Genomic DNA, 22327 nt, shown 5'->3' with positions numbered 1-22327 from the left:
CTAGAGTAAGCGCGAATCTTGCTGTAAGTTAAAGAATTCACCAGCAGAGAATCCATTCGCTTTCTAGCCCCTAGAATCAGACGCAGAAGAACTTTTTGAATCTGAACGACACACCCTCAGAGATCAATCACGGCAAAAGTCGGGTAGGCGCGAATGGCATATTCTTGCCAGACTCGAAACCCGCGATCGATCAACACTGGATGCTCAATGTCATAGCGCAAAATTGCCTGACGAATGTTCTCAGTTTCTTGCTCGTGATCAAACTTGGCAGAGTGAATGGCGATCGTCGTCAAGCAAGTCTGATATTTCTCTTCCAAATATTTCAGATCGGGCAGAACATGTAGACAGTTGATGCAGCCATAAGTCCAGAAGTCGAGCAAAACAACCCGCCCTTTGAGATTTTTGAGCGAGAGGGGACGATCGGTATTTAGCCAAACGGAGTCTTGAGGCAGTTGGGGGGCACGGACGCGAGGCATAAAAAATTTGCAAAGCTTGATGCCCTCACCCTAGCGAAAAAAAGAGGCCCGATTCGATCGCGCCTCTGATTCTACTAACTTGTCTTTGCTGACTTTTACTGAATGGCTGGGATGGGGATGGGTTCGTCAGAGGGGGCTTCTAGTGTTTTGGGGAGTTCGATCGGAGTTTCGGGCGGGGCGGGTTCAACAGGACGATTCGTTTGATTTGACGGTTCGGCGACTTTAGCGGCTGGCTGTCCTGGTTCAGTGGGTTTGACTTTAAGAGGAGGTGAGGCAATTGGCGGATTAAGCGGCATTCCCAATCGCTTCTCTAATTCGCTTCTCGGCTTGGTTGCAGGCATTTCGGGAGTTTCAGGTGACTGAGTTTCAGGAAGCGAGGGAGCTTCTTCTGGTTCAGCTTTTTCGACTGCTTCGATCGGGTCTTCTACAAGCGGCTCAGGCGCAGTGCTGGGAGAAGGTTTGGGCATTTCGGGGCGACGGAGGCGATCGAAGAATCCTTTCTGAGGGGTCTCTTTGACGGGTGAAATCGGAAGTTCGGGAATTGGCTCCTCTGAATCCGTTGGCTCGACTGCTTCTTCAGGAACAGGTTCTACAGAGGGGGTCGGATCTGGTGTGATAGTTGGAGACGGTTTTACTGTTTCAGGACGACGGAAGCGATCGAGAAAACTTTCTCTGGGGGCTTCTTTGACCATTGGACTCGAAGGGTCTGAAGTTGGTTCTTGGGCTGGCTCGGCCCCTTGCGGGTCACTCGGAGAGATCGTCTCTTCAGGATTTGGCTCCATTGTGGGAGTGGGTGTCACCTGTGGGAGTGGTTTTATCCGTTCGGGGCGACGGAAGCGATCGAAGAATCCGCTTTGAGGGGCCTCTTTGACAGGGGGAATCGGAAGTTCGGGAATGGGCTTCTCTACTGACTCTGGTGGAGCTTCCTCTATCTCAGGAATGGGAGACACACTCGGAGTCGGGTCTGGCGTAGGAATGGGAAAGGGCTTGGGCGATCGAGGGCGACGGAAGCGATCGAAGAATCCGCCTTGAGGAGCCTCTTTAGCCGATGGAACCGGGAGTTCGGGAATGGGGCTTTCAGTCGGTGGTGCTGCTTTGGGCGTTGGCTCCACAGTAGGAATGGGTTCAGGAGTCACACTTGGCGTTGGTTCGGGAGAAGGTTCCAGATTCTCAGGACGGCGGAAGCGATTGAAGAAGCCTTTCGGCGCTGGTGACTCAGGCTCGACCCCTTGCGGGTCACTCGGAGAGATCGCAGGCTTCGTCTCGTCTTCTTTGGTTTCATCCTCGATCGGCTTTTCTGTCGGGGTCGGCTCCGGGGTGACTTCCACTGACGGAACAGGGGACGGAACAACGGGGATCGGCTCTGGAGAAGGAGTCGGTGCTGGTGAAGGTACTCCAGGCTTGTCGTTTTGGTCAACGATGCCACGAGCATCTGCCGCAGAGATTTCACCACGAACTAACTTAGACAACGTATCTTTGCCGTTCGGTTCATAGGTGAAGACTCGTGCCGTGTTGTTGTAGACATTCTGAATCGAATTGCCCTTCTCGTCGATGTACTGCAACTGCACCCAATTTTTACCTGGCTTAAAGCCTTTGAGATAGAGCGGCTGCCAGCGATCGACCACAAAACTCTCCCCATTCACCGTCACCTTAATGCGCCAGTCCACCACATCATCTTGCTCATCTTCTTCGGCGACAAGGTGCAGAGGAGCATTGGTCAGATAGAAATCTAGCAAAATTGGTTCTGCGCCATATGTCCCCTGGGGTCGGCTGTAAGTCAACAGCGGCAAATTGGGATCAGGATTATTGTCAGAAGTTTTGGTGAAAACGTGAAACATCGTCTGGGCATACGCGCCATCATTCTTAAAGCTCTCATGCCAGGGACGACCCGCCAATACTCGAATCGTATGAGTTCCAGGGGCCAGATCTGTGAATGTAATGGGCTGACTCGTGTCGTAAACTGCCCGATAAGGCTGATTATCTAGAAAGACATGCAGATGAGATCCCAATCCCAAACTCTCATCCTTATATAGGGGCAGATCCTTGACTTGAAGCCGCACCTCTACGGCATCGTCCTGCAACACTTCGCCCGCACGAGGAGAGACGATCGTCACCTGCGGCTGATACTTCTCTAAAACCTGCCGCAATTCTTGAATCACCTCTGGCGGCGAGACTTCTGAAATCTTGCCAGCCAACTTGACAGGGGCAGCACCCGGAGCAGGCGGCTCAACGGATACAACCTTTTCGCTGCATCCCCACAGATTTAACAGCAGCAGTCCAGATATCAGTAACGTCTTAGCAACAGTCCACCAGCGGTTGATCCCAAACACCGAGCATACTCCTACATACGAACCAGTCTTCAGCTACCAGCTTAGGGGTTTGTGGGGCGATCGATTGAATATTTCTCAACCTGACGATTTGTAAAACTGTGTAGATATATGTATGAAGGGCGAACTGCGCTCTAAAAACCTGCCAAAACAAGCTGTCTTTAGAGAACGGTAATGGAGGAAATTGAATTCGCGACGACAAATTTAGTCTTACAAAGCACAGATCACTTGCTGCGTCTTGCTTCTACAACAAATTGTTAATAACTAGATGAATAAAATATCGTTTACGCTCAATGGTTTTGATTTACTTTTTCGATGTTTGAGAGATGTAAAGTTAATCGACAAACCCTTGACTTTTGATGACTTGCTAAAAGTTGGAACCCAATCACTATCCCTCTTTCACAGAGTTTGAATTATTGTTAACTGTCTCTGAAAACGTCTTCATCATCCACCTATAATGACGCAATGAGAACCCACAAAGGCTACTTTCATGACGATTGCAGGATTCTGACCTAGTTGTGAAAAGACACTTTGTTCTCAGATCAACCGTTAAGACTGCACGCAAGTTACAAAGCACACGCTTTTATACGAATGAAGATAGCCATTCAGTGCAGCAAAACCGAACCGTCTGGGATCAAAGACCAGCCTGAAGTTCGGAACTTGCTCGTTCCTTGTCTAGAGAGAGGAGAGTCTCAATGACAATTAGCCCACCGGAGCGCGAGGCAAAGGTCAGGGTTGTTGTCGATAAAGATCCGACTCCTACTTCCTTTGAGAAGTGGGCACAACCGGGTCACTTCGATCGCACCCTATCTAAAGGCCCAAAAACCACCACCTGGATTTGGAACCTTCACGCCAACGCCCATGATTTCGATAGCCATACCAGCGACTTAGAAGACGTTTCTCGTAAAATCTTTAGCGCCCACTTTGGCCATTTGGCAGTTGTGTTCATCTGGCTGAGTGGCATGTACTTTCATGGCGCTCGCTTTTCAAACTATTCTGCTTGGCTTGCTGATCCCCTCCACGTAAAGCCCAGTGCTCAAGTGGTGTGGCCGATCTTCGGTCAAGAAATCCTCAATGCTGATGTCGGCGGCGGCTTCCACGGGATTCAGATTACCTCTGGGTTCTTCCAACTGTGGCGAGCAGCAGGCATCACCAACGAATTCCAGCTTTATGTCACCGCGATCGGCGGATTGGTCATGGCTGGTCTGATGTTGTTTGCCGGGTGGTTTCACTACCACAAACGCGCTCCCAAACTGGAATGGTTCCAGAACGTGGAGTCGATGCTCAACCATCACCTGTCTGGCTTGTTTGGACTGGGTTCCCTCGGTTGGGCTGGACACCAAATCCACGTCGCTCTTCCCATCAACGAGCTTTTGGATCGCGGCGTTCCCGCAGACAAGATTCCTCTGCCTCACGAGTTCATTTTGAATTCGCAACTGATGGCAGACATCTACCCCAGCTTTGCTAAAGGACTGACTCCTTTTTGGACATTAAATTGGGGTGAATACGCTGACTTCCTCACCTTCAAGGGTGGCTTAAACCCTGTCACAGGCGGACTCTGGTTGACAGACACCGCGCATCACCACCTGGCGATCGCCGTTCTGTTTATCATCGCGGGTCACATGTACCGCACCAACTGGGGCATCGGTCACAGCATCAAGGAAATTTTGGAAGCCCATAAAGGCCCCTTCACTGGCGAAGGTCACAAGGGTCTGTATGAAGTGCTAACCACCTCCTGGCATGCTCAACTTGCTATTAACTTAGCAATGGTTGGCTCCCTGAGCATCATCGTGGCGCAACACATGTACGCGATGCCTCCCTATCCGTATCTGGCGACTGACTACGGTACGCAGTTGTCGCTGTTTACTCACCACATGTGGTTGGGTGGCTTCTTTATCGTCGGTGGAGCAGCTCACGGTGCAATCTTCATGGTGCGGGACTACGATCCGGTTGTGAATCAAAACAATCTGCTCGATCGAGTCATCCGTCACCGCGACGCTATCATTTCTCACCTCAACTGGGTTTGTATCTTCCTGGGCTTCCACAGCTTCGGTCTGTACGTTCATAACGACACGATGCGCGCTTTGGGTCGTCCTCAAGATATGTTCTCGGATACAGCAATTCAACTTCAGCCTGTGTTTGCTCAGTGGATTCAAAATCTCCACACGCTGGCACCTGGCTCTACGGCTCCTAATGCTTTGGCTCCTGCGAGTTATGCATTTGGTGGCGGCACAATCGCAGTCGGCGGCAAGGTTGCCATGATGCCGATCGTCCTGGGTACGGCGGACTTTATGGTTCACCACATCCATGCCTTTACGATTCACGTCACAGTACTCATTCTGCTGAAGGGCGTTCTGTTTGCCCGTAGCTCACGTCTGATTCCTGACAAAGCAAACTTGGGCTTCCGCTTCCCTTGCGACGGCCCCGGTCGTGGCGGCACCTGCCAGGTTTCTGGTTGGGATCACGTCTTCCTCGGTCTGTTTTGGATGTACAACTCCATCTCCGTTGCCATCTTCCACTTCAGTTGGAAAATGCAGTCAGATGTTTGGGGCACAGTGAGTCCTGACGGCACCGTTGACCACATTACGGGCGGCAACTTTGCTCAAAGTGCAATCACGATCAACGGTTGGTTACGTGACTTCCTCTGGGCACAGGCCTCTCAGGTGATTAGCTCTTACGGTTCAGCGCTGTCGGCTTACGGCTTGCTGTTCTTGGGCGCTCACTTTGTCTGGGCATTTAGCTTGATGTTCTTGTTTAGCGGTCGCGGCTACTGGCAAGAACTGATCGAGTCGATTGTTTGGGCACACAATAAGCTAAAAGTTGCACCTGCGATTCAACCTCGCGCCTTGAGCATCATTCAAGGTCGGGCTGTAGGTGTTGCTCACTACCTCCTAGGCGGAATTGTCACCACATGGGCATTCTTCCTAGCGCGGGCACTGTCACTTGGATAAGCCAGGAGGAATCAAACGCACTTATGGCAACTAAATTTCCAAAATTTAGCCAAGACCTTGCCCAAGATCCCACAACCCGTCGGATTTGGTACGGAATCGCTACGGCTCACGACTTTGAAAGCCACGACGGAATGACGGAAGAGAAGCTTTACCAAAAGCTTTTTGCGACCCACTTTGGTCACCTGGCAATCATCTTTCTCTGGGCATCAGGCAGCGAATTCCACATCGCTTGGCAAGGCAACTTTGAACAATGGATCAAAGATCCTTTAAATGTCCGCCCGATCGCTCATGCGATTTGGGACCCTCAGTTCGGTAAACCTGCGGTAGATGCGTTCTCTCAGGGCGGCGCAAACTACCCGGTTGACATCTCTTACTCTGGTCTGTACCACTGGTTTTACACGATCGGGATGCGGACGAATGCAGACCTTTATCAAGGGTCTATCTTCCTGCTGGTTTTGGCGGCCGTCATGCTATTTGCTGGCTGGCTCCACCTTCAGCCCAAATTCCGTCCGAGTCTGGCCTGGTTCAAAAACGCAGAGTCTCGCCTCAACCACCACTTGTCTGGGTTGTTTGGTGTGAGTTCTCTCGCTTGGGCGGGTCACTTGATCCACGTTGCCATCCCCGAATCTCGCGGTCAGCACGTCGGCTGGGAAAACTTCCTTTCGACGATGCCGCACCCCGCAGGGCTAGGGCCGTTCTTTACGGGCAACTGGGGCGTGTATGCAGAAAATCCTGATACGGCGAACCATATCTTTGGGACGGGCGAAGGCTCAGGAACTGCGATTCTTACCTTCTTAGGTGGTTTCCATCCTCAAACCGAGTCGCTCTGGTTGACGGATATGGCGCATCACCACCTGGCGATCGCCGTCCTGTTCATCGTTGCGGGTCACATGTATCGGACGAACTTCGGCATCGGTCACAGCATCAAAGACATGCTGGACAGTAAGAAGGGTCTGGTCGGTGGACGATCAGAGGGTCAGTTTAACCTGCCTCACCAGGGGTTGTATGACGTTGTTAACAACTCCCTCCACTTCCAACTGGCGCTGGCGCTGGCGGCTCTTGGAGTCATCACCTCGCTCGTTGCTCAACACATGTACGCGCTGCCTCCCTACGCTTTCATGGCGAAGGACTTCACAACACAGGCTGCGTTGTATACCCATCACCAGTACATTGCTGGATTCTTGATGGTGGGGGCGTTTGCTCACGGCGCTATCTTCTGGGTTCGGGACTACGATCCTGACCTGAATAAAGGCAACGTGCTCGATCGCGTCCTCCAACACAAAGAGGCGATCATCTCTCACCTGAGTTGGGTGTCTCTGTTCCTCGGCTTCCACACCCTCGGCTTGTACGTTCACAACGATGTAGTGGTTGCCTTTGGAACGCCTGAAAAGCAAATCTTGATTGAGCCTGTGTTTGCACAGTTCGTTCAAGCCTCCTCTGGTAAAGCGCTGTATGGTATGCAGACCTTGCTGTCTGACCCCAACAGTATTGCTTCGACCGCCTGGCCCAACTACGGTAACGTATGGCTTCCTGGCTGGTTGGATGCGATTAATAGTGGCACCAACTCTCTGTTCTTGACCATTGGCCCTGGCGACTTCCTGGTTCACCATGCGATCGCGCTTGGCTTGCACACCACCACCCTGATTTTGGTCAAAGGTGCGTTGGATGCGCGGGGTTCTAAGCTGATGCCTGACAAGAAAGACTTTGGCTACAGCTTCCCCTGTGATGGGCCCGGTCGTGGCGGTACTTGCGACATCTCAGCCTGGGATGCGTTCTACCTCGCCATGTTCTGGATGCTGAATACCATCGGCTGGGTGACGTTCTACTGGCACTGGAAGCATCTCTCGATCTGGTCGGGGAATGTGGCTCAGTTTAACGAAAGCTCGACTTATCTAATGGGTTGGCTCCGTGACTACCTGTGGCAATACTCTGCGCCGTTGATCAACGGGTACAATCCCTACGGCATGAATAACTTGGCGGTTTGGGCGTGGATGTTCCTCTTTGGGCACCTTGTCTGGGCGACGGGCTTCATGTTCCTGATCTCGTGGAGAGGCTACTGGCAAGAACTGATCGAAACCCTGGTTTGGGCACACGAACGGACTCCGCTTGCGAACCTGATTCGCTGGAAGGACAAGCCTGTGGCAATGTCGATCGTCCAAGGTCGCTTAGTTGGTCTAGCTCACTTCACTGTGGGGTATGTGTTGACTTACGCTGCCTTTGTGATTGCGTCTACAGCAGGTAAGTTTGGTTAACGCCAACTAACTCTGTAGGCAAATAGAAAGAGTTCCCTGCCGATCGGTGGGGGACTTTTTTAGAAGCTTATTGACAGCAGTTAACGTATGAGTAATCAATACTTGGGCAACGTTAGATGAGCGCCGCCAGCAACTCTAATCCTGACTAGCCCTCGTCTTGCTCAGAAGTGGAATCGGGACGGTTTTGAATCTCATTAAACCGAGCATTGCTATCAATTCTTAATTGCCTGAGTTCTGCTAAAAGGATCTCAAACCGTTGATCGCTTTCCACTTGGCGTTGGCGGAGCGTCTCAAAATTCTGGCGAGATATTTGTAGCTCAGTGGTAATGGCTTCAAAGTTTTGCTGATGAATCTGGGCGGTCTGCAAAAGCGCTTCTGCGGCGACTCTTAAATCGGACATATCACGCTCCAAGTTGGTGATTCTAGTGTCTAAAGGCTCCGGTTGCTGTGGGGTTTGGCTCATCGTGACTTCTATTCCTTATTCTAGATAATTACAGTCTGACGAGTTTAAGTATTTGTCGATCGCTCCTCCAATTTCCGTCTCCCAATTTCTACTCAATATTTCATTACAAAACGTATTACAAAAAGATAATCATCAAAGCAAAGCATAACGATAAGTTATTTAACAAACCAGAATCTCTAAAGTGTGGCTTATCACAATCCTGATATTGTTATTAAGAAGCCGTGCAAAAACACCAGAGCGGATGTAAGCCAAAAAACTGATCCAAGAAATTGGGATCATTTATATCAAGCTGATCCCCTATTGGTGTACGGTACACAATGGACAACCAAAATCGGTCAGGCGGTCTGTCTGAATGCGCTTGGTGCTGCTTGCTGAAATTTTGACGATTTAAACAGGAAGGGAGATATGTCGTACGCTCAAACCAAGACCCAGAGCAAAACTGGGTACAAGGCTGGGGTTCAAGATTACCGTTTAACGTATTACACCCCAGACTACACCCCCAAAGATACCGATATTCTGGCAGCGTTCCGGGTCACACCTCAGCCTGGAGTCCCCCCCGAAGAAGCAGCCGCCGCCGTCGCAGCCGAGTCTTCTACAGGCACCTGGACAACCGTGTGGACAGACCTGCTGACCGACCTCGATCGCTACAAAGGACGCTGCTACGATATCGAACCCGTCCCCGGTGAAGACAGCCAGTTCATCGCCTACATTGCATATCCTCTGGATTTGTTTGAGGAAGGCTCCGTCACCAATCTCTTGACCTCGTTGGTTGGTAACGTGTTTGGGTTCAAAGCGCTCAAAGCACTGCGTTTAGAAGATTTGCGGATTCCCATTGCTTACTTGAAGACCTTCCAGGGGCCCCCTCACGGCATTCAAGTTGAACGCGACAAAATCAACAAATACGGTCGCCCAATGCTGGGTTGCACGATCAAGCCCAAACTCGGTCTATCGGCTAAGAACTACGGACGCGCCGTTTACGAATGCTTGCGCGGCGGTCTGGACTTCACCAAAGACGACGAAAACATCAACTCGCAACCTTTCCAACGGTGGCGCGATCGCTTCCTCTTTGTCGCAGACGCAATCCACAAATCCCAAGCAGAAACTGGCGAAATCAAAGGTCACTACCTGAACTGTACCGCCGCAACCTGCGAAGAAATGCTGAAACGGGCTGAGTACGCCAAAGAACTCGAAATGCCCATCATCATGCACGACTTCTTGACAGCAGGCTTCACCGCAAACACCACGCTGGCTCACTGGTGCCGCGACAATGGCGTTTTGCTGCACATTCACCGCGCGATGCACGCTGTCATCGATCGTCAGAAAAACCACGGGATGCACTTCCGCGTCTTGGCTAAGTGCTTGAGAATGTCCGGTGGTGACCACATCCACACGGGCACTGTCGTTGGTAAGCTCGAAGGCGACAAGGCAATTACCCTTGGTTTCATCGACCTGCTCCGCGAAAACTACATTGAGCGCGATCCGTCTCGTGGGATCTACTTCACCCAAGATTGGGCCTCAATGCCCGGTGTAATGGCGGTTGCGTCCGGTGGGATTCACGTATGGCACATGCCTGCTCTTGTGGAAATCTTTGGTGACGATTCCGTGCTGCAATTTGGTGGTGGGACGCTCGGACACCCCTGGGGTAACGCACCTGGTGCAACGGCTAACCGCGTGGCGCTCGAAGCCTGCGTCCAAGCCCGCAACGAAGGTCGTGACCTGATGCGTGAAGGCGGAGACATCATTCGTGAAGCTTGCCGTTGGTCTCCTGATCTGGCGACCGCTTGCGAACTCTGGAAAGAAATCAAGTTTGAGTTTGAGGCTGTCGATACCGTTTGATGAAAAGGGATGAGGGGTTGTCTTCGATGATCTGTTCCCCCTTTGGGGGTAATACGCTTTCCGAGAGGGATGAAGGATGAAAAGAAGAGTCGGTGGTGAGAGAGGAGAAATGTAGTAGTACACTCATTCTCAACAATCTCCAGACCTTACTCTTCAACACAGTCTACTCATCCCTCATCCCTCATCCTTCATCCCTCCCTCTATGGATCTCAAGCGAATTGCGAAAGATACGACAAAAACGCTGGTCAGCTACTTGACTTATCAAGCAGTGCGAGTGGTGATTGCCCAGTTGGATGAAACTGAGCCGAAGCGGGCTTACTGGCTGCATCAATTCTCATCACGAGAACGAATTCAGGACGGCGAGGCTTATTTGCAAGCGCTGTTTCGCGAACGGCAGGATTTGGCATTCAGAATTTTGACCGTGCGAGAACATCTTGCAAATGAGATCTCAGAGTTTTTGCCGGAAATGCTGCGATCGTCGGTTCAAGAGTCCAACATGGAGCAGCGCCGCCAGCAGTTAGAACGTATTACGCAGCTAGATTTGACGACTCCAACTGATTCTGAACCGTCTGAATCTTCTGATTCTGAAGACTCTTAAAGGAGTCGCGTCCACCTTAACCCATCCATCTTTGAGGACATTCATGAAAACTCTACCCAAAGAGCAGCGTTTTGAGACTTTCTCCTACCTGCCCCCGCTGACTGATGCCCAAATTGCCCGTCAGATTCAATACACGATCGACCAGGGTTATTTTCCTTGCATTGAGTTTAACGAGAAGTCTGATCCCACAGAATACTACTGGACGATGTGGAAGTTGCCTTTGTTTAATGCAACTGGCCCTCAAGAAGTCTTGAACGAAGTGCAACAGTGCCGCTCTGAGTATTCCAACTGCTACATTCGTGTCGTGGCCTTTGACAACATCAAACAGTGTCAGGTGATGAGCTTTATTGTTCACAAGCCTGGTACGAGTGGCAACAGCAGTGGCTACCGTTATTAGTTTGCGATTCACCAATGTTTGATTGGCAGTTGTTTTGAGGTTCTTAACAGAGAATCTTTCATATGCATCGGGGAGTAGTTTATGCTATCTCCCTTTTTTGTCGTTGTAATGTTTGTTCTACTAATGTCGATTCGACGAAGTTCTTTCCAGTCAATTTACGTCGTGTTGTTTTACTTAAATATTGAAATGGGTCTGATGAAGCACGATCGCTACAAAACCGTCCCATCAAACCCATCTAACTAACTTTTAATTTGAAGTTGTTTTGGTTACCTAATTAGGCATTCGAGGAAGTCATTTTTTCGACTTCAGCAGGCTTAAAGAAACCGACGTATCCTGCAACAAGAGCCGTCAATGCATTAAACCAGACATTGTTTCCGTAGATCGGCATTAGCCCAAATGTCGTATTTGTGGCGGGCAGCAAACCCATGAGAACAATCAGCGTATAGACGATCGCAAAACCGCGATTGTAAACCAACGAACCGCTAAAACTTGTAGCAGCCGCAATTCCTAAAACGCCAACGACGATGTGAATCGCATTGTGCAAAAAGTTAGTTGGAAACAATCCAAAAACATGTCCATAGCCATCCGAAAAAGACAGTCTAGGAACATAAACTCCAGTCACAGGAGCATCTCCCGGAAACTGAATAAAGCCAGGAATAAACCCAGCAATCCCGACCACTAAAAAGACAATTCCTAGAATCAGAGCGACTGCACGTTCGCTGTCAATTAACTTCTTGAAGGTAGAAGGAAGACTGTTCTGCATTTGATTACCTCAGTGGTTGAAAAATTGAGTGCCATACTCACCATTCAAATAAGGTTTTGAGAATAAAAATCTGTCTGAAGGCATTCTTCGATCGGCTGAATCTGAGAAAGAATGCCCCTTAAAATCCTGCGGAAAACCCAACTCAAAATAGCGTGAAATCCGCTCAGAGACTAGCACTCAGCCAAGTCAAATACTCGCGATAATAGAAATATCAAAGAGAAGATTAATCCGAATGAGAATTCAATCATCCGTGCTAGTTCACTTAGGGTTTGGTAAGTATGTGCGCTCTGACCAGGTGACGGCTGTGATTCCGATCGAAGAAGAGCGCGGCCCCGGTCGTCGGACTTTTGTGCATGTGCAGGGACAGTCTGACCCTCTGATTGCCTCTCGTGCCGAAGATTCGATTGTCCGTGATCTCGTGCAAGAACCCCGCGAAGTCACCCAGGCTCGTCAGCAGCAAGAGATTTTGCGCGATGTCTTCAACGATTTGCGGCAGGTGAATAAGTCAGTTCGTCGGTTTTCGCGAGATGAAGGTGGGCTGGATCTCGATCGCTTAGAGCGGCGGATTCGCGAAGTCATCGAAGAATGAATTTCTAAAGCACCTTGCCTAGGGCACCTTCAGAGGGTGGGCGAGCAGTGGACTTTCCTCTAGTGGACTTTCTTCTACTGCAACCGAGAGCGGGTCGTAGCCCAGTTGTTGGCTAATGCGCTGACGGGCCAGCGATCGGTACTCTAGAAAATGCTCCCCCGCGGCACACAATCCCAGGTACATGTTGAGAAACTGCGGCTTCTGACGCGCAATTTGCCAAAGCTGCCACCAAAACTGGGATCGTGTGCCTGATCGCCAAATTCCCTGAATCCACAGCAGTTGAGCGATGAGCCGCAGACCTTTTCCTGGCGGAAAGTGGACATTTTGCTGAAGTCGAGGATTGGCAGTAATCGCCAGACAATGCTGAAAGCAACGCCGCAGATAGTGGGTTGGCTCATACATCGTCCACAGCGCTTGCAGATATTCTTGGGCAATTTCTTCGATCGGGCGGGTTGGCTCAAAATTCATCAGCGTGTTCTGATCGCCGACTTCGAGAGCATCGTGGCTACGGCGGATCAAGCGTTGCTCTTTTTGCAGCCGATCCCACAGTGCCGTGTTAGGGGGAGCTTGCAAAATTCCCAGCATGGGTTGAGGAATATTAGTGGCCTCAACAAACGCTTGAATTCGTGACCCTGCACCTCGGCGTTCTCCATCAAACCCCAAGATAAAACCTGCATAGATTAGCATTCCTGCCTGGGTAATTTTGTGACAAGCCTCAATCAAGGGACTACGGGTGTTTTGCGGTTTGCGCGTGACTTGCAGGCTGTCTTGATCCGGCGTTTCGATGCCCAAAAAGACGCTGTAAAAGCCTGCTTGCCTCATCAGATCCAACAATTCCTCATCTTCAGCCAGGTTGACCGACGCTTCTGTAAAAAAGGTGAACGGATACTGGCGCTGTTGCATCCAGGGAATCAGTTCTCGCAAAAATCGTTTGACGTTGCGCTGATTGCCGATAAAGTTATCGTCCACAATGAAAATCGAGCTACGCCATCCCATGTCATAGAGCGTTTGCAGTTCGGCTAAAGTTTGGGCAGGCTCTTTAGTGCGGGGTTTGCGACCGTAGAGGGTGATGATATCGCAGAATTCACAATTAAACGGGCATCCGCGTGAAAATTGAATTGCCATCATGAAATAGGCATCCAATTTGAGCAAGTCAAACCGAGGCATAGGGCTTTGTGTCACATCAGGTTTTTCGGTGGCTCGAAAAGTGCCGCTTTGTTGACCCTGAGCGATCGCCTCGACAAACAAGGGAATGGTGAGTTCGCCTTCATCCAAAATCAGATAAGTTGCACCGGACGCTAAAGCATCTTCAGGCACCGAAGTCGGATAGGGGCCGCCAACTGCAACCTTTTTGCCTCGCCGCACACTCTCGCCAATCAGCGCGTGGAAATCGGTTTGCTGTGCTTGCATTGCTGACAAAATCACGACATCACACCAGTCCCAATCTGCCTCAGTTTCGTAACCAACGTTGCGATCGTAGAAGCGAATTTCCCAATCTGACGGCAAAAGTGCGGCAACGGTGATGATTCCCAATGGCGGAATGGTTGCCTTCAGGCTGGCCATTTCCATGAAGCGATCGTAAGACCAAAAGGTTTTGGGGAAGCGGGGATAGAGCAAGAGTACTTTCATCAAACTGTCCTCAGCAAAATGAGCAATCTGCTGCGCCTCAGAATGTAAGGCGGCAGGCTTAGATGGAGTGAACTTAGATGGAGTGAAGAAGTCTTTGCGTCGAAGCAATGAACAGTGCGCGTTGTTTCGTAGAGGGTTATTCGAGCCAGGAAGAAACTTCCATTGCAACTCAGTCGGGTTTACATCAAGTTTGGAAACTTCGATTAACTAGAAACTACGAATTATTTCTATCAAACAGCAGGTTGAGAACATCAGATACGATTCGCCAACTATATAAATATTTTGAAAAAATTGGTTACATAAACATCAAAAAGGCGATCGACAGTTCGATCGCCCCCTTTTTTGTGATTATTTTTTGAAATTCAAGAACTAAACAGCGGCCAACTCAGGCGCAGGACGTTTGCTGTTACGAATCCCTTCGATCGCTGTGGCATAATCGGGCGCGTTGAAAACAGCGGAGCCAGCGACGATCGCGTTTGCTCCCGCTTCGATCACTTGCCAGGTATTGTTAATTTTCAGACCGCCATCGACTTCGATCCAGGGGTCTAAACCACGCTCATCACACATTTGACGCAGCTTGCGAATTTTGGGCAACACGCCAGGAATAAAACTCTGTCCACCAAAACCGGGGTTGACGCTCATAATCAGCACCAGATCGCACAGTTCCAGAACATAATCAATCAGTTCTAACGGGCTACCTGGATTGAGGACAACACCAGCCTTTTTGCCGTATTCTTTGATTTGACCCAGCGTACGATGCAGGTGAGGAGACGCATTGTGTTCAGCGTGAACATAGATGTGATCTGCACCAGCTTTGGCAAAATCGCCGACATATTTCTCAGGTTCAACAATCATCAAGTGAACGTCGAGCGGCTTTTGGGTGACCGGACGAATCGCTTCGACAATCAGGGGCCCGATCGTAATATTGGGGACAAACCGACCATCCATTACATCCACATGAATCCAGTCTGCTCCTGCTGCATCGACAGCGCGGATTTCGTCTCCTAAACGGCTAAAGTCAGCAGAGAGAATAGAAGGAGCAATGACGATCGGCTTTTGGGATTGGCTCATGGTGGTATTGCGGTTTGGGGTTCAAGGATTGTGATCAGTTTAACAAATTGTGAATATTTTCTCTCATTTATTCAGCAGAAGTTTGTGAAGATTTAGGAACAAATACCTATGAGGGAGAACTGCGATGATCTGTTCCCCCTTTGGGGGTAATCCGCTGCGCGAGGAGGGATGAGGGAGAATAGGTGAAACGGTGTGATGGAGCGTGAAGACGGTGAAGCGATCGCGAGCTTTAAATCTGAGTTGGGTTGTTTTGGGAGTTGGATGCTTAGGGTTGCAGGGGGCCACGGTACGAACGTCGATCGATGAGGATGGCATTGATGCGCTGAGATTGCAACAGCCGCCTTATAACTTGACAGGCAAGAAGATCGCGATCGGACAGGTCGAAATCGGCCGGCCGCCTCAGTTAGGTGTAGATAAAGCGGCTAACAAAAATCGCGTGGTGTTCTTGACGAGAACGTTCTTAAGAAACCAGCCAGCTAAAAGTAATACAAATTTAGACACCCATGCGGCTCAGGTAGCCAGCGTCATGATCGCCAACAGCAAAGCAATTAAAGGCGTTGCGCCCAATGCTCGACTCTATTCATCTGCGGCCGCCATTCCTCAGCGCAGCGGACAACCCGAAGAATGTGCAGCAACCCAACATCTGGCGATGCAAAACGGCGGCGACCTGAGAGCAGTCAACTTTAGCTTTGGGGAAGCCCTTCAGCAAGACCCGCGCCCCAACGCCAAACTCGACGGTAATGCTTTGTTGACTCAGTGTATTGACTGGTCTGCACGAGTGCATGATGTCGTCTATGTGATTGCTGGCAACCAGGGCAAAGGCGGCATTCCCATTCCTACAGACAATTTCAACGGTATGAATATTGCCTTTAGCCGACGAGTGAATGGGGTGTTTGCAAAGGTTGATTTCTCAAATATTGGCGATACGGCTCCCCGCATTCTCAAGCAAAACGATGGCGTAGAAACGATTTTGGGCGGCCGTCGAGGCATTTCACTACTGGCTCCTGGTAGCAAAATTCCGGTGGCAACTTTGGATGGTAGACAGACGAGTGCAGTCGGGAGCAGTTTTGCGGCCCCCCACGTCACCGGGGCTGTGGCACTTTTGCAAGAATATGGCGATCGTCAACTTCGCGCCAGTTGTCAACGCGGTCTGGGCTGCAAACTCCCCTGGGGATTGAATGCCCGTCGCCACGAAGTGATGAAAGCCGTCATGATTAACTCTGCCGAAAAGCTCAAAGACAAAGGCGATGGACTGCTGTTAGGAATGACGCGCACCGTGGTTGAGAAAAACAATCAAACCTGGCTCGATTCTGATGCTTACCGAGATGCCAAAATTCCGCTGAATATTCAGATGGGGGCGGGTCACTTGAATGTGTTTCGAGCGTATCAGCAGTTTAGTTCGGGCGAGTGGAAGGCGGGAATGGTGCCTGCGATCGGCTGGGATTATGGGGAAGTGAGGAGTGAGGAGAGAGGCGTGAGGCGTGCAGAAGCTTCTGGTCAAAAATCTTCTCAGGATTATGTATTAGAAAAGCCTTTGCAGCAGGGGAGTTTTGTCTCGATCACGTTGATCTGGGATCGACTGGTGGAACTGTTGGATAAAAATCGCAACGGTTCCTATGAGGTGGGAGACACCTTTCGCGATCGCGGACTCAACAATCTAGATCTCTACTTAATGCGGGTCGAGGACAATGACATTCGTAAAAGTGTCTGGTCATCGGTTAGCGACAAGGACAATGTAGAACACATCTTTCATCAGGTTCCTAGTTCAGGACGCTACAAGATTCGGGTGCAGTTTCGCCAACGATTGAATGAGCCGACTCAGCCTTATGCGCTGGCGTGGTGGACAGTGCCGTCACAAAAACGGTAACCAATCGCGAATCTGAGGTTTGAGTAAAGTACCGTAGCAGAAAGAACATACAGCGTAGTTAGTGGTTGCTGACTGCCAAACGCTACTCATTGGGGACGCGATCGATGAATAAATTTATTTTGACTAAAGAATTGGGATTCAAGCCCCGCTCCTTCAGGACGGCTTTCTTTCTGAATAAACACTCTACCATTTACTCAGCATGGTATAATCCAATCATGCAAACGCTAACTTACGAGTACAAACTAGACCCTACAACTGAACAGCATCAAGCCTTTGAGCAATGGCTTGAAACGTGCAGACAGGTCTATAACTATGCTTTGCGAGAGCGCAAAGACTGGGTTAACTCTCGCAAATGTGCGGTCAATGCTTGCAGCCTCAGACAGGAATACATCCTGAGCGCAGATGCGCCCAGACCAACGTTTTATAGTCAGTGCAAATCCCTTGCATCGGCAAAAGAAACAAATCCAAACCTCAAGATTCCTCACACTCACGTTCTGCAACAGGTTCTGAGAACCCTAGAAGCAGCCTTCGTGGGAATGTGGGAACAAGGTCGGGGCTTTCCTCGGTTCAAGAAACGGATGCGGTCATTCCTCTATCCGCAATTGAACAAAGCGCCCGTTCAGGGAGAAATGCTCAACCTCCCCAAGATTGGAGCGGTCAAGATGCGACTGTCTCGCCCCCTGCCAGAAGGGTATGAGCTAAAGCAAGTTCGGGTGGTCAGAAAAGCTTCTGGCTTTTACGCCATGCTGATCTTGCAATCAAGCGTAGAGATTCCTCAACCCATGCCATCGGGTCACGGGGTAGGAATTGATTTAGGGCTGCAACACTTTCTCGCAACTTCAGACGGCAAGTTGATTGCGAGACCTCGATTCTTCGTTGATGGACAACGCAAGCTGAAATCGCTGCAACGTCAACTCAAGCGCAAGACAAGAGGCTCTAGAAAGTCGCAGCAACTTCAACGCAGAATTGCGAGACATCACGAAACCCTCTCAAACACGCGCAAGGACTTCCACTTTAAGACGGCTCATCACTTGTGCGACAGCGCTGGGATGGTTTTCGCGGAAGACCTCAATCTCAGAGCCATGTCAGCCGGGATGTTGGGCAAACACACCTTGGACGCTGGCTTTGGACAGTTCCTCAATATCTTGAGCCATGTTTGTTGGAAGCGAGATGCTTACTTCGCCAAGGTGACCGCCAATGGCACCAGTCAAACTTGTCCCAACTGCCAAGCGCACACGGGCAAGAAGGAGTTGTCAGAGCGAGTTCATAAGTGTTTTGAGTGTGGATATGAAACCAATCGAGACGTTGCAGCCGCTCAAGTGGTGATGCAGCGTGGCTATACAGCGGTGGGGCACATCGCAGTGAATTTTGGGGAGGGCAAGCGACATGAGTTATCCCGATGAACCAAGAATCCCCTCGCCTTTAGGCAGGGGAGTTGTCAATAAACTTGGAATTGCAATGCTGACGACGATCGTCACGCTCAGTTCGATCAGTTGCTCTAGCGTGGCAAGTCCGAATCTGACGGCCAAAAATCCACCCCGCACCGAAACCAAGCAGCCTCCAAAAACCAAGCTTGTGGTCAACCCGCAACTCGTCACCGCCAACACCCGCTTTGGCTTCAAGCTATTTTCTGAAGTGCTGAAGCAGGATGGCAAAAAGAATGTGTTTGTGTCGCCGTCGAGTGTGGCGATCGCGCTCTCAATGGCTTACAACGGCGCAGGGGGCACAACTCGGCAAGCGATGGCCAAAGCGTTAGAAGTCAATGGATTGAGCCTGCAAGCAGTGAATCAGGCAAACTCGGATTTGAAGCAACTTCTGCAACAGGGAGATCCAAAAGTTGAGCTAACGATCGCCAATTCTCTTTGGGCTAGACAGGGCGTAAACTTCAAGGCTGCGTTTCTGGAAAGTAACAAAACTTTTTACAATGCCGAGGTGACGACGCTAGATTTCTCCAGTCCGACCGCGCCCAAAACTATCAACAGTTGGGTTGATCGCAATACTCGCGGCAAAATTAGCGAAATCGTAGACTCGATCGACCCCGACCAAGTGATGTTTTTGGTCAACGCCATCTACTTTAAAGGCAAGTGGACAACTGAATTTGACAAACAGCAGACGAGCGATCGTCCGTTCTCTTTGCCCAACGGCAGCCAAAAACAGCATCCCACCATGCAGCAAAAAGGCGAATATCGCTACTTTGAGACGGAGCAGTTTCAAGCGGTGAGCTTGCCTTATGGAAAGGGACGCACCAGTTTGTATGTGTTTTTGCCCAAAAAAGGATCTAATTTGACTGCGTTCTCCAAGACCTTGACGGCTGAAAATTGGCAGACCTGGATGAAAAAATTTGGCAAGCGGGAAGGACTGATCGAACTGCCCCGCTTCAAGATGGAATATGAGATCGAACTCAAGAAAGCATTGTCTGCCTTGGGCATGGGAGAAACCTTTGATCGCCAAGCCAATTTCTCCAACTTAGCCGACGTGCCCGTCAAGATCGATGAAGTCAAACACAAAACCTTTGTCGAAGTCAATGAAGAAGGCACCGAGGCGGCGGCTGTCACCTCGATAGGCATTCGTACTACCTCCGTTCAGGTGGACAGTCAGCCCTTTGAGATGAAAGTCGATCGTCCCTTTTTCTGTGCGATTCGGGACAACAAGACGGGTTCGATTTTATTTATGGGGTCGATCGTTGATCCCAAATAACCGGAAGCAAAAAAAAGGCACAACTGAATGCACCTTAGTTTGTAAATTTCAATCGTGAATCAGTTAAAAGCCGCTAAAGTCAAGGGATGAAGCCAGTTCTAATGCTTTTTTCATCCCTCAACTCAACCCCTTAGCTCTTGGTTTGCACTTCTACTTTCTCGACATCAGCCGTTGAATGAGTTTCTGACTGATCCTTTAAGAAAACGGGCGGCGTTGAAGTGTTGGCAGACTCGATCGGAGTCCAGTCTGTATGGAAAACACCTTCCTTATCGGTACGCAAGTACGTGTGAGCGCCAAAGTAGTCACGCTGTGCCTGAGTGAGATTTTGAGGCAGGCGATCGCGGCGGTAGCTATCAAAATAGTCCAGCGACGCACTAAACGCCGGAACCGCAATTCCACTCTTGGCAGCTTGCGCCACCACTTCACGCCAGGCGAGCTGCTTATCCAAAATGGTTTGTTTGAACTCAGGAGCCAGCAGCAGGTTGGGTAGATCAGGATTTTCATTGAAAGCGTGCTTGATCTTATCCAAAAAGCCAGCCCGAATAATACAGCCACCTTTCCAGATGCGGGCACATTCAGCCAGATTTAGCGCATAGCCATAGGTTTTAGACGCGCTGCTCAGTAGGGCCATGCCTTGCGCGTAAGAACACATTTTTGAGCAGTAGAGCGCATCCCGCACCATGTCGGTAAAGGCTTTGGCATCACCTGAAAACTGCGTTCCTGGGCCAGTCAACACCTGCGACGCTTCTACCCGCTCTGCCTTAAAGGAAGACATGATCCGAGCATTCACCGCCGCAATGATCGTGGGAATCGCGACCCCTTGTTCGAGAGCATCTGTCACCGTCCAGCGCCCTGTTCCCTTTTGTCCAGCGGCATCTAAAATCACATCAACAATGTGCCCGCCCGTATCGGGATCGAGTTTTTTGAAGATGTCGGCGGTGATTTCAATCAGATAAGAATTGAGTTCTGGGGTTGTATTCCATTCAGCAAAAACGGCTTGAATCTGATCATTATTCAAACCAGCCACATTTTTGAGCAGGTCATAGGCTTCTGCAATCAGTTGCATATCACCGTACTCAATACCGTTGTGAACCATTTTGACGTAGTGACCTGCGCCACCCGGCCCAATGTAAGTCACGCAAGCCCCATCGTCTACCTGAGCCGCAATCTTGGTGAGAATCGGTTCTAGATATTCGTAGGCAGACTTTGTACCACCCGGCATCAAACTGGGGCCATTTAGGGCACCTTCTTCGCCTCCACTGACTCCCATGCCGATGAAGGTAAACTTGGCTTCTTCTAAGGCGCGGGCGCGACGGGCAGTATCGCTAAACAGGGAGTTTCCTCCATCGATCAGAATGTCACCCTCATCGAGCAGGGGTTTGAGTTGATCGATCATGGCATCGACAGGTGCGCCCGCCTTGACCATAATCAAAATTTTACGGGGACGATCGAGCGACGCAACAAACTCTTCGATCGTATAAGCCGCCTTCACATTTTTACCGCCTGCCCGTTTTTCCATAAAGGCATCGGTTTTCTCACGAGAACGGTTGTAAACCGCAACGGGAAAGCCATTACGCTCGACATTTAGCGCCAGGTTCTCGCCCATGACCGCAAGACCAATTACTCCAAAACTCTGTGCCATAAGACTCTCTGCTAACTCTGTAAAAGCTGGGGCTGCAATTCTTCACCCTTACGGTAGCCTGATCCTCACAAGATAGCCTGGAAGATTAGATTAAGACTCTGAGGCGAGACAGATTCAAAATCGGACAGGTCAAGCCAAGATTTCCAGGAGTTGAGCAGGAGTTTGAATCAAAAAATCGGGCTGGTGCGCCGCTAACACGTCAGGAGAATTGAAACCCCAGGTCACCGCGATCGCCCTCACACCACTTTTTTTGGCTGCCTCAATGTCTCTCGTTTCGTCGCCGACATAGAAAGTCGATCCGGGATCAAGCTGATTCTGCCAAAGAATGCGTTTGATCAAGCGACTTTTACCAAACGGGTGGCCACTACAAACCACACAGTCAAAAAGCGGGTCTAACTGCTGAATCTTGAGAAAGGATTTGATGTTTTCTTCAGAATTGGTAGAAACGATACCCAGACAATCGCCTCTCGCTTTCAGGGCTTGCAGCGCTTCTTTCATGCCAGGAATCACCTGGATTTGCTGAACTTCTCGTTGCATCTCACCAATAAATCGGCGCAGCAAAAAGGGCAATTTGAAAATAGAAATATCGGTTTGTTTGATAATTTCTTTAGAACTTAGATTTTGCAATCGTTGGAGATCTTCACCCTCGATCGGCTGATAGCCAAACTCTTTTGCCAGTTGATTGATCACTCGAATCGCCGTCTCAATGCTGTCTGCGATCGTTCCATCAAAGTCAAACAAAACTACATTCACAGAACCTCGCAACCCT

The 22327-nt window shown here is 50.0% G+C and carries 17 protein-coding genes; 9 read left to right on the top strand and 8 right to left on the bottom strand.

Translation table 11 applies throughout. The annotated features are described in order from the left end of the window. Positions 1-116 precede the first annotated feature (116 nt). Together ACKFKF_RS12615 and ACKFKF_RS12610 are read right to left on the bottom strand one after the other, a co-directional pair. Positions 117-476 carry a thioredoxin-like domain-containing protein gene (locus tag ACKFKF_RS12615; protein ID WP_446868026.1) on the bottom strand — a complete coding sequence of 120 codons (360 nt, stop codon included), beginning with the start codon at positions 474-476 and terminating at the stop codon, positions 117-119. A gap of 95 nt (positions 477-571) precedes the next feature. After that, the gene (locus tag ACKFKF_RS12610; RefSeq protein ID WP_446868025.1) at positions 572-2806 is read right to left on the bottom strand and encodes a hypothetical protein; all 2235 of its coding nucleotides are present in this window, start codon (positions 2804-2806) and stop codon (positions 572-574) included. Between the two features lie 692 nt (positions 2807-3498). On the opposite strand from ACKFKF_RS12610, the gene psaA reads away from it, so the two are divergent. Beyond that, positions 3499-5754 (top strand): photosystem I core protein PsaA, encoded by a 2256-nt coding sequence (gene psaA, locus ACKFKF_RS12605; protein WP_446868024.1) that lies wholly within the window; start codon positions 3499-3501, stop codon positions 5752-5754. Positions 5755-5777: 23 nt separating this feature from the next. Beyond that, positions 5778-8006: a photosystem I core protein PsaB gene (psaB, locus tag ACKFKF_RS12600; protein ID WP_446868023.1), complete on the top strand. Its 2229-nt coding sequence runs from the start codon at positions 5778-5780 to the stop codon at positions 8004-8006. A 145-nt stretch (positions 8007-8151) separates the two neighbouring features. Here the strand turns inward: psaB and ACKFKF_RS12595 are convergent, their stop codons facing one another. Continuing rightward, positions 8152-8469, bottom strand: coding sequence for a hypothetical protein (locus ACKFKF_RS12595; RefSeq protein WP_446868022.1), 318 nt, complete (start codon positions 8467-8469; stop codon positions 8152-8154). A gap of 405 nt (positions 8470-8874) precedes the next feature. Between ACKFKF_RS12595 and ACKFKF_RS12590 the strand changes: the two genes are divergently transcribed. The 3 genes from ACKFKF_RS12590 to ACKFKF_RS12580 all read left to right on the top strand — a co-directional run bounded on the left by ACKFKF_RS12590 (position 8875) and on the right by ACKFKF_RS12580 (position 11300). After that, entirely contained in the window at positions 8875-10305 is a 1431-nt protein-coding gene (locus ACKFKF_RS12590; protein WP_446858218.1) for a form I ribulose bisphosphate carboxylase large subunit, read from the top strand. A gap of 202 nt (positions 10306-10507) precedes the next feature. Continuing rightward, a complete protein-coding gene (gene rcbX / locus ACKFKF_RS12585; RefSeq protein WP_446868021.1) occupies positions 10508-10903 on the top strand; it encodes a RuBisCO chaperone RbcX in 396 nt (131 codons plus the stop codon). A gap of 43 nt (positions 10904-10946) precedes the next feature. Further along, positions 10947-11300 carry a ribulose bisphosphate carboxylase small subunit gene (locus ACKFKF_RS12580; RefSeq protein WP_446868020.1) on the top strand — a complete coding sequence of 118 codons (354 nt, stop codon included), beginning with the start codon at positions 10947-10949 and terminating at the stop codon, positions 11298-11300. Positions 11301-11574: 274 nt separating this feature from the next. Here the strand turns inward: ACKFKF_RS12580 and ACKFKF_RS12575 are convergent, their stop codons facing one another. Continuing rightward, positions 11575-12063: a DUF4383 domain-containing protein gene (locus ACKFKF_RS12575; protein ID WP_446858215.1), complete on the bottom strand. Its 489-nt coding sequence runs from the start codon at positions 12061-12063 to the stop codon at positions 11575-11577. A 232-nt stretch (positions 12064-12295) separates the two neighbouring features. Between ACKFKF_RS12575 and ACKFKF_RS12570 the strand changes: the two genes are divergently transcribed. Continuing rightward, entirely contained in the window at positions 12296-12652 is a 357-nt protein-coding gene (locus ACKFKF_RS12570) for a hypothetical protein (RefSeq protein WP_446868019.1), read from the top strand. Positions 12653-12670: 18 nt separating this feature from the next. Here ACKFKF_RS12570 and ACKFKF_RS12565 read toward each other — a convergent pair whose 3' ends face one another. Next, complete coding sequence (locus tag ACKFKF_RS12565; protein WP_446858213.1) at positions 12671-14281, bottom strand: B12-binding domain-containing radical SAM protein; 1611 nt, start codon at positions 14279-14281, stop codon at positions 12671-12673. Positions 14282-14650: 369 nt separating this feature from the next. Next, the gene (gene rpe / locus ACKFKF_RS12560; protein WP_446858212.1) at positions 14651-15352 is read right to left on the bottom strand and encodes a ribulose-phosphate 3-epimerase; all 702 of its coding nucleotides are present in this window, start codon (positions 15350-15352) and stop codon (positions 14651-14653) included. Between the two features lie 211 nt (positions 15353-15563). Here rpe and ACKFKF_RS12555 point away from each other — a divergent pair, with 211 nt between their 5' ends. The 3 genes from ACKFKF_RS12555 to ACKFKF_RS12545 all read left to right on the top strand — a co-directional run bounded on the left by ACKFKF_RS12555 (position 15564) and on the right by ACKFKF_RS12545 (position 19916). Next, the gene (locus ACKFKF_RS12555; RefSeq protein WP_446868018.1) at positions 15564-17219 is read left to right on the top strand and encodes a S8 family serine peptidase; all 1656 of its coding nucleotides are present in this window, start codon (positions 15564-15566) and stop codon (positions 17217-17219) included. Between the two features lie 215 nt (positions 17220-17434). Then, positions 17435-18622, top strand: coding sequence for an RNA-guided endonuclease InsQ/TnpB family protein (locus ACKFKF_RS12550; protein ID WP_446868017.1), 1188 nt, complete (start codon positions 17435-17437; stop codon positions 18620-18622). A 55-nt stretch (positions 18623-18677) separates the two neighbouring features. Continuing rightward, positions 18678-19916 carry a serpin family protein gene (locus tag ACKFKF_RS12545; protein ID WP_446868016.1) on the top strand — a complete coding sequence of 413 codons (1239 nt, stop codon included), beginning with the start codon at positions 18678-18680 and terminating at the stop codon, positions 19914-19916. Between the two features lie 130 nt (positions 19917-20046). On the opposite strand, the gene gndA is transcribed toward ACKFKF_RS12545, so the two are convergent. Both gndA and ACKFKF_RS12535 read right to left on the bottom strand, forming a co-directional pair. Further along, on the bottom strand, positions 20047-21558 hold the full coding sequence (gndA, locus tag ACKFKF_RS12540; protein ID WP_446868015.1) for an NADP-dependent phosphogluconate dehydrogenase: 1512 nt from the start codon (positions 21556-21558) through the stop codon (positions 20047-20049). A 129-nt stretch (positions 21559-21687) separates the two neighbouring features. Next, on the bottom strand, positions 21688-22311 hold the full coding sequence (locus ACKFKF_RS12535) for an HAD-IA family hydrolase (RefSeq protein ID WP_446868014.1): 624 nt from the start codon (positions 22309-22311) through the stop codon (positions 21688-21690). Positions 22312-22327 lie beyond the last annotated feature (16 nt).

The sequence above is a fragment of the Phormidesmis sp. 146-12 genome, from assembly GCF_052939495.1.
This window is presented reverse-complemented; position numbering and strand designations above follow the sequence as displayed.

What these genes read in the sequence shown, in the direction of transcription:
- ACKFKF_RS12615 (WP_446868026.1), bottom strand. Translation starts at nt 476, where the DNA reads ATGCCTCGCGTCCGTGCCCCCCAACTGCCTCAAGACTCCGTTTGGCTA.
- psaA (WP_446868024.1), top strand. Translation starts at nt 3,499, where the DNA reads ATGACAATTAGCCCACCGGAGCGCGAGGCAAAGGTCAGGGTTGTTGTC.
- psaB (WP_446868023.1), top strand. Translation starts at nt 5,778, where the DNA reads ATGGCAACTAAATTTCCAAAATTTAGCCAAGACCTTGCCCAAGATCCC.
- ACKFKF_RS12595 (WP_446868022.1), bottom strand. Translation starts at nt 8,469, where the DNA reads ATGAGCCAAACCCCACAGCAACCGGAGCCTTTAGACACTAGAATCACC.
- ACKFKF_RS12590 (WP_446858218.1), top strand. Translation starts at nt 8,875, where the DNA reads ATGTCGTACGCTCAAACCAAGACCCAGAGCAAAACTGGGTACAAGGCT.
- rcbX (WP_446868021.1), top strand. Translation starts at nt 10,508, where the DNA reads ATGGATCTCAAGCGAATTGCGAAAGATACGACAAAAACGCTGGTCAGC.
- ACKFKF_RS12580 (WP_446868020.1), top strand. Translation starts at nt 10,947, where the DNA reads ATGAAAACTCTACCCAAAGAGCAGCGTTTTGAGACTTTCTCCTACCTG.
- ACKFKF_RS12575 (WP_446858215.1), bottom strand. Translation starts at nt 12,063, where the DNA reads ATGCAGAACAGTCTTCCTTCTACCTTCAAGAAGTTAATTGACAGCGAA.
- ACKFKF_RS12570 (WP_446868019.1), top strand. Translation starts at nt 12,296, where the DNA reads ATGAGAATTCAATCATCCGTGCTAGTTCACTTAGGGTTTGGTAAGTAT.
- ACKFKF_RS12565 (WP_446858213.1), bottom strand. Translation starts at nt 14,281, where the DNA reads ATGAAAGTACTCTTGCTCTATCCCCGCTTCCCCAAAACCTTTTGGTCT.
- rpe (WP_446858212.1), bottom strand. Translation starts at nt 15,352, where the DNA reads ATGAGCCAATCCCAAAAGCCGATCGTCATTGCTCCTTCTATTCTCTCT.
- ACKFKF_RS12550 (WP_446868017.1), top strand. Translation starts at nt 17,435, where the DNA reads ATGCAAACGCTAACTTACGAGTACAAACTAGACCCTACAACTGAACAG.
- ACKFKF_RS12545 (WP_446868016.1), top strand. Translation starts at nt 18,678, where the DNA reads ATGCTGACGACGATCGTCACGCTCAGTTCGATCAGTTGCTCTAGCGTG.
- gndA (WP_446868015.1), bottom strand. Translation starts at nt 21,558, where the DNA reads ATGGCACAGAGTTTTGGAGTAATTGGTCTTGCGGTCATGGGCGAGAAC.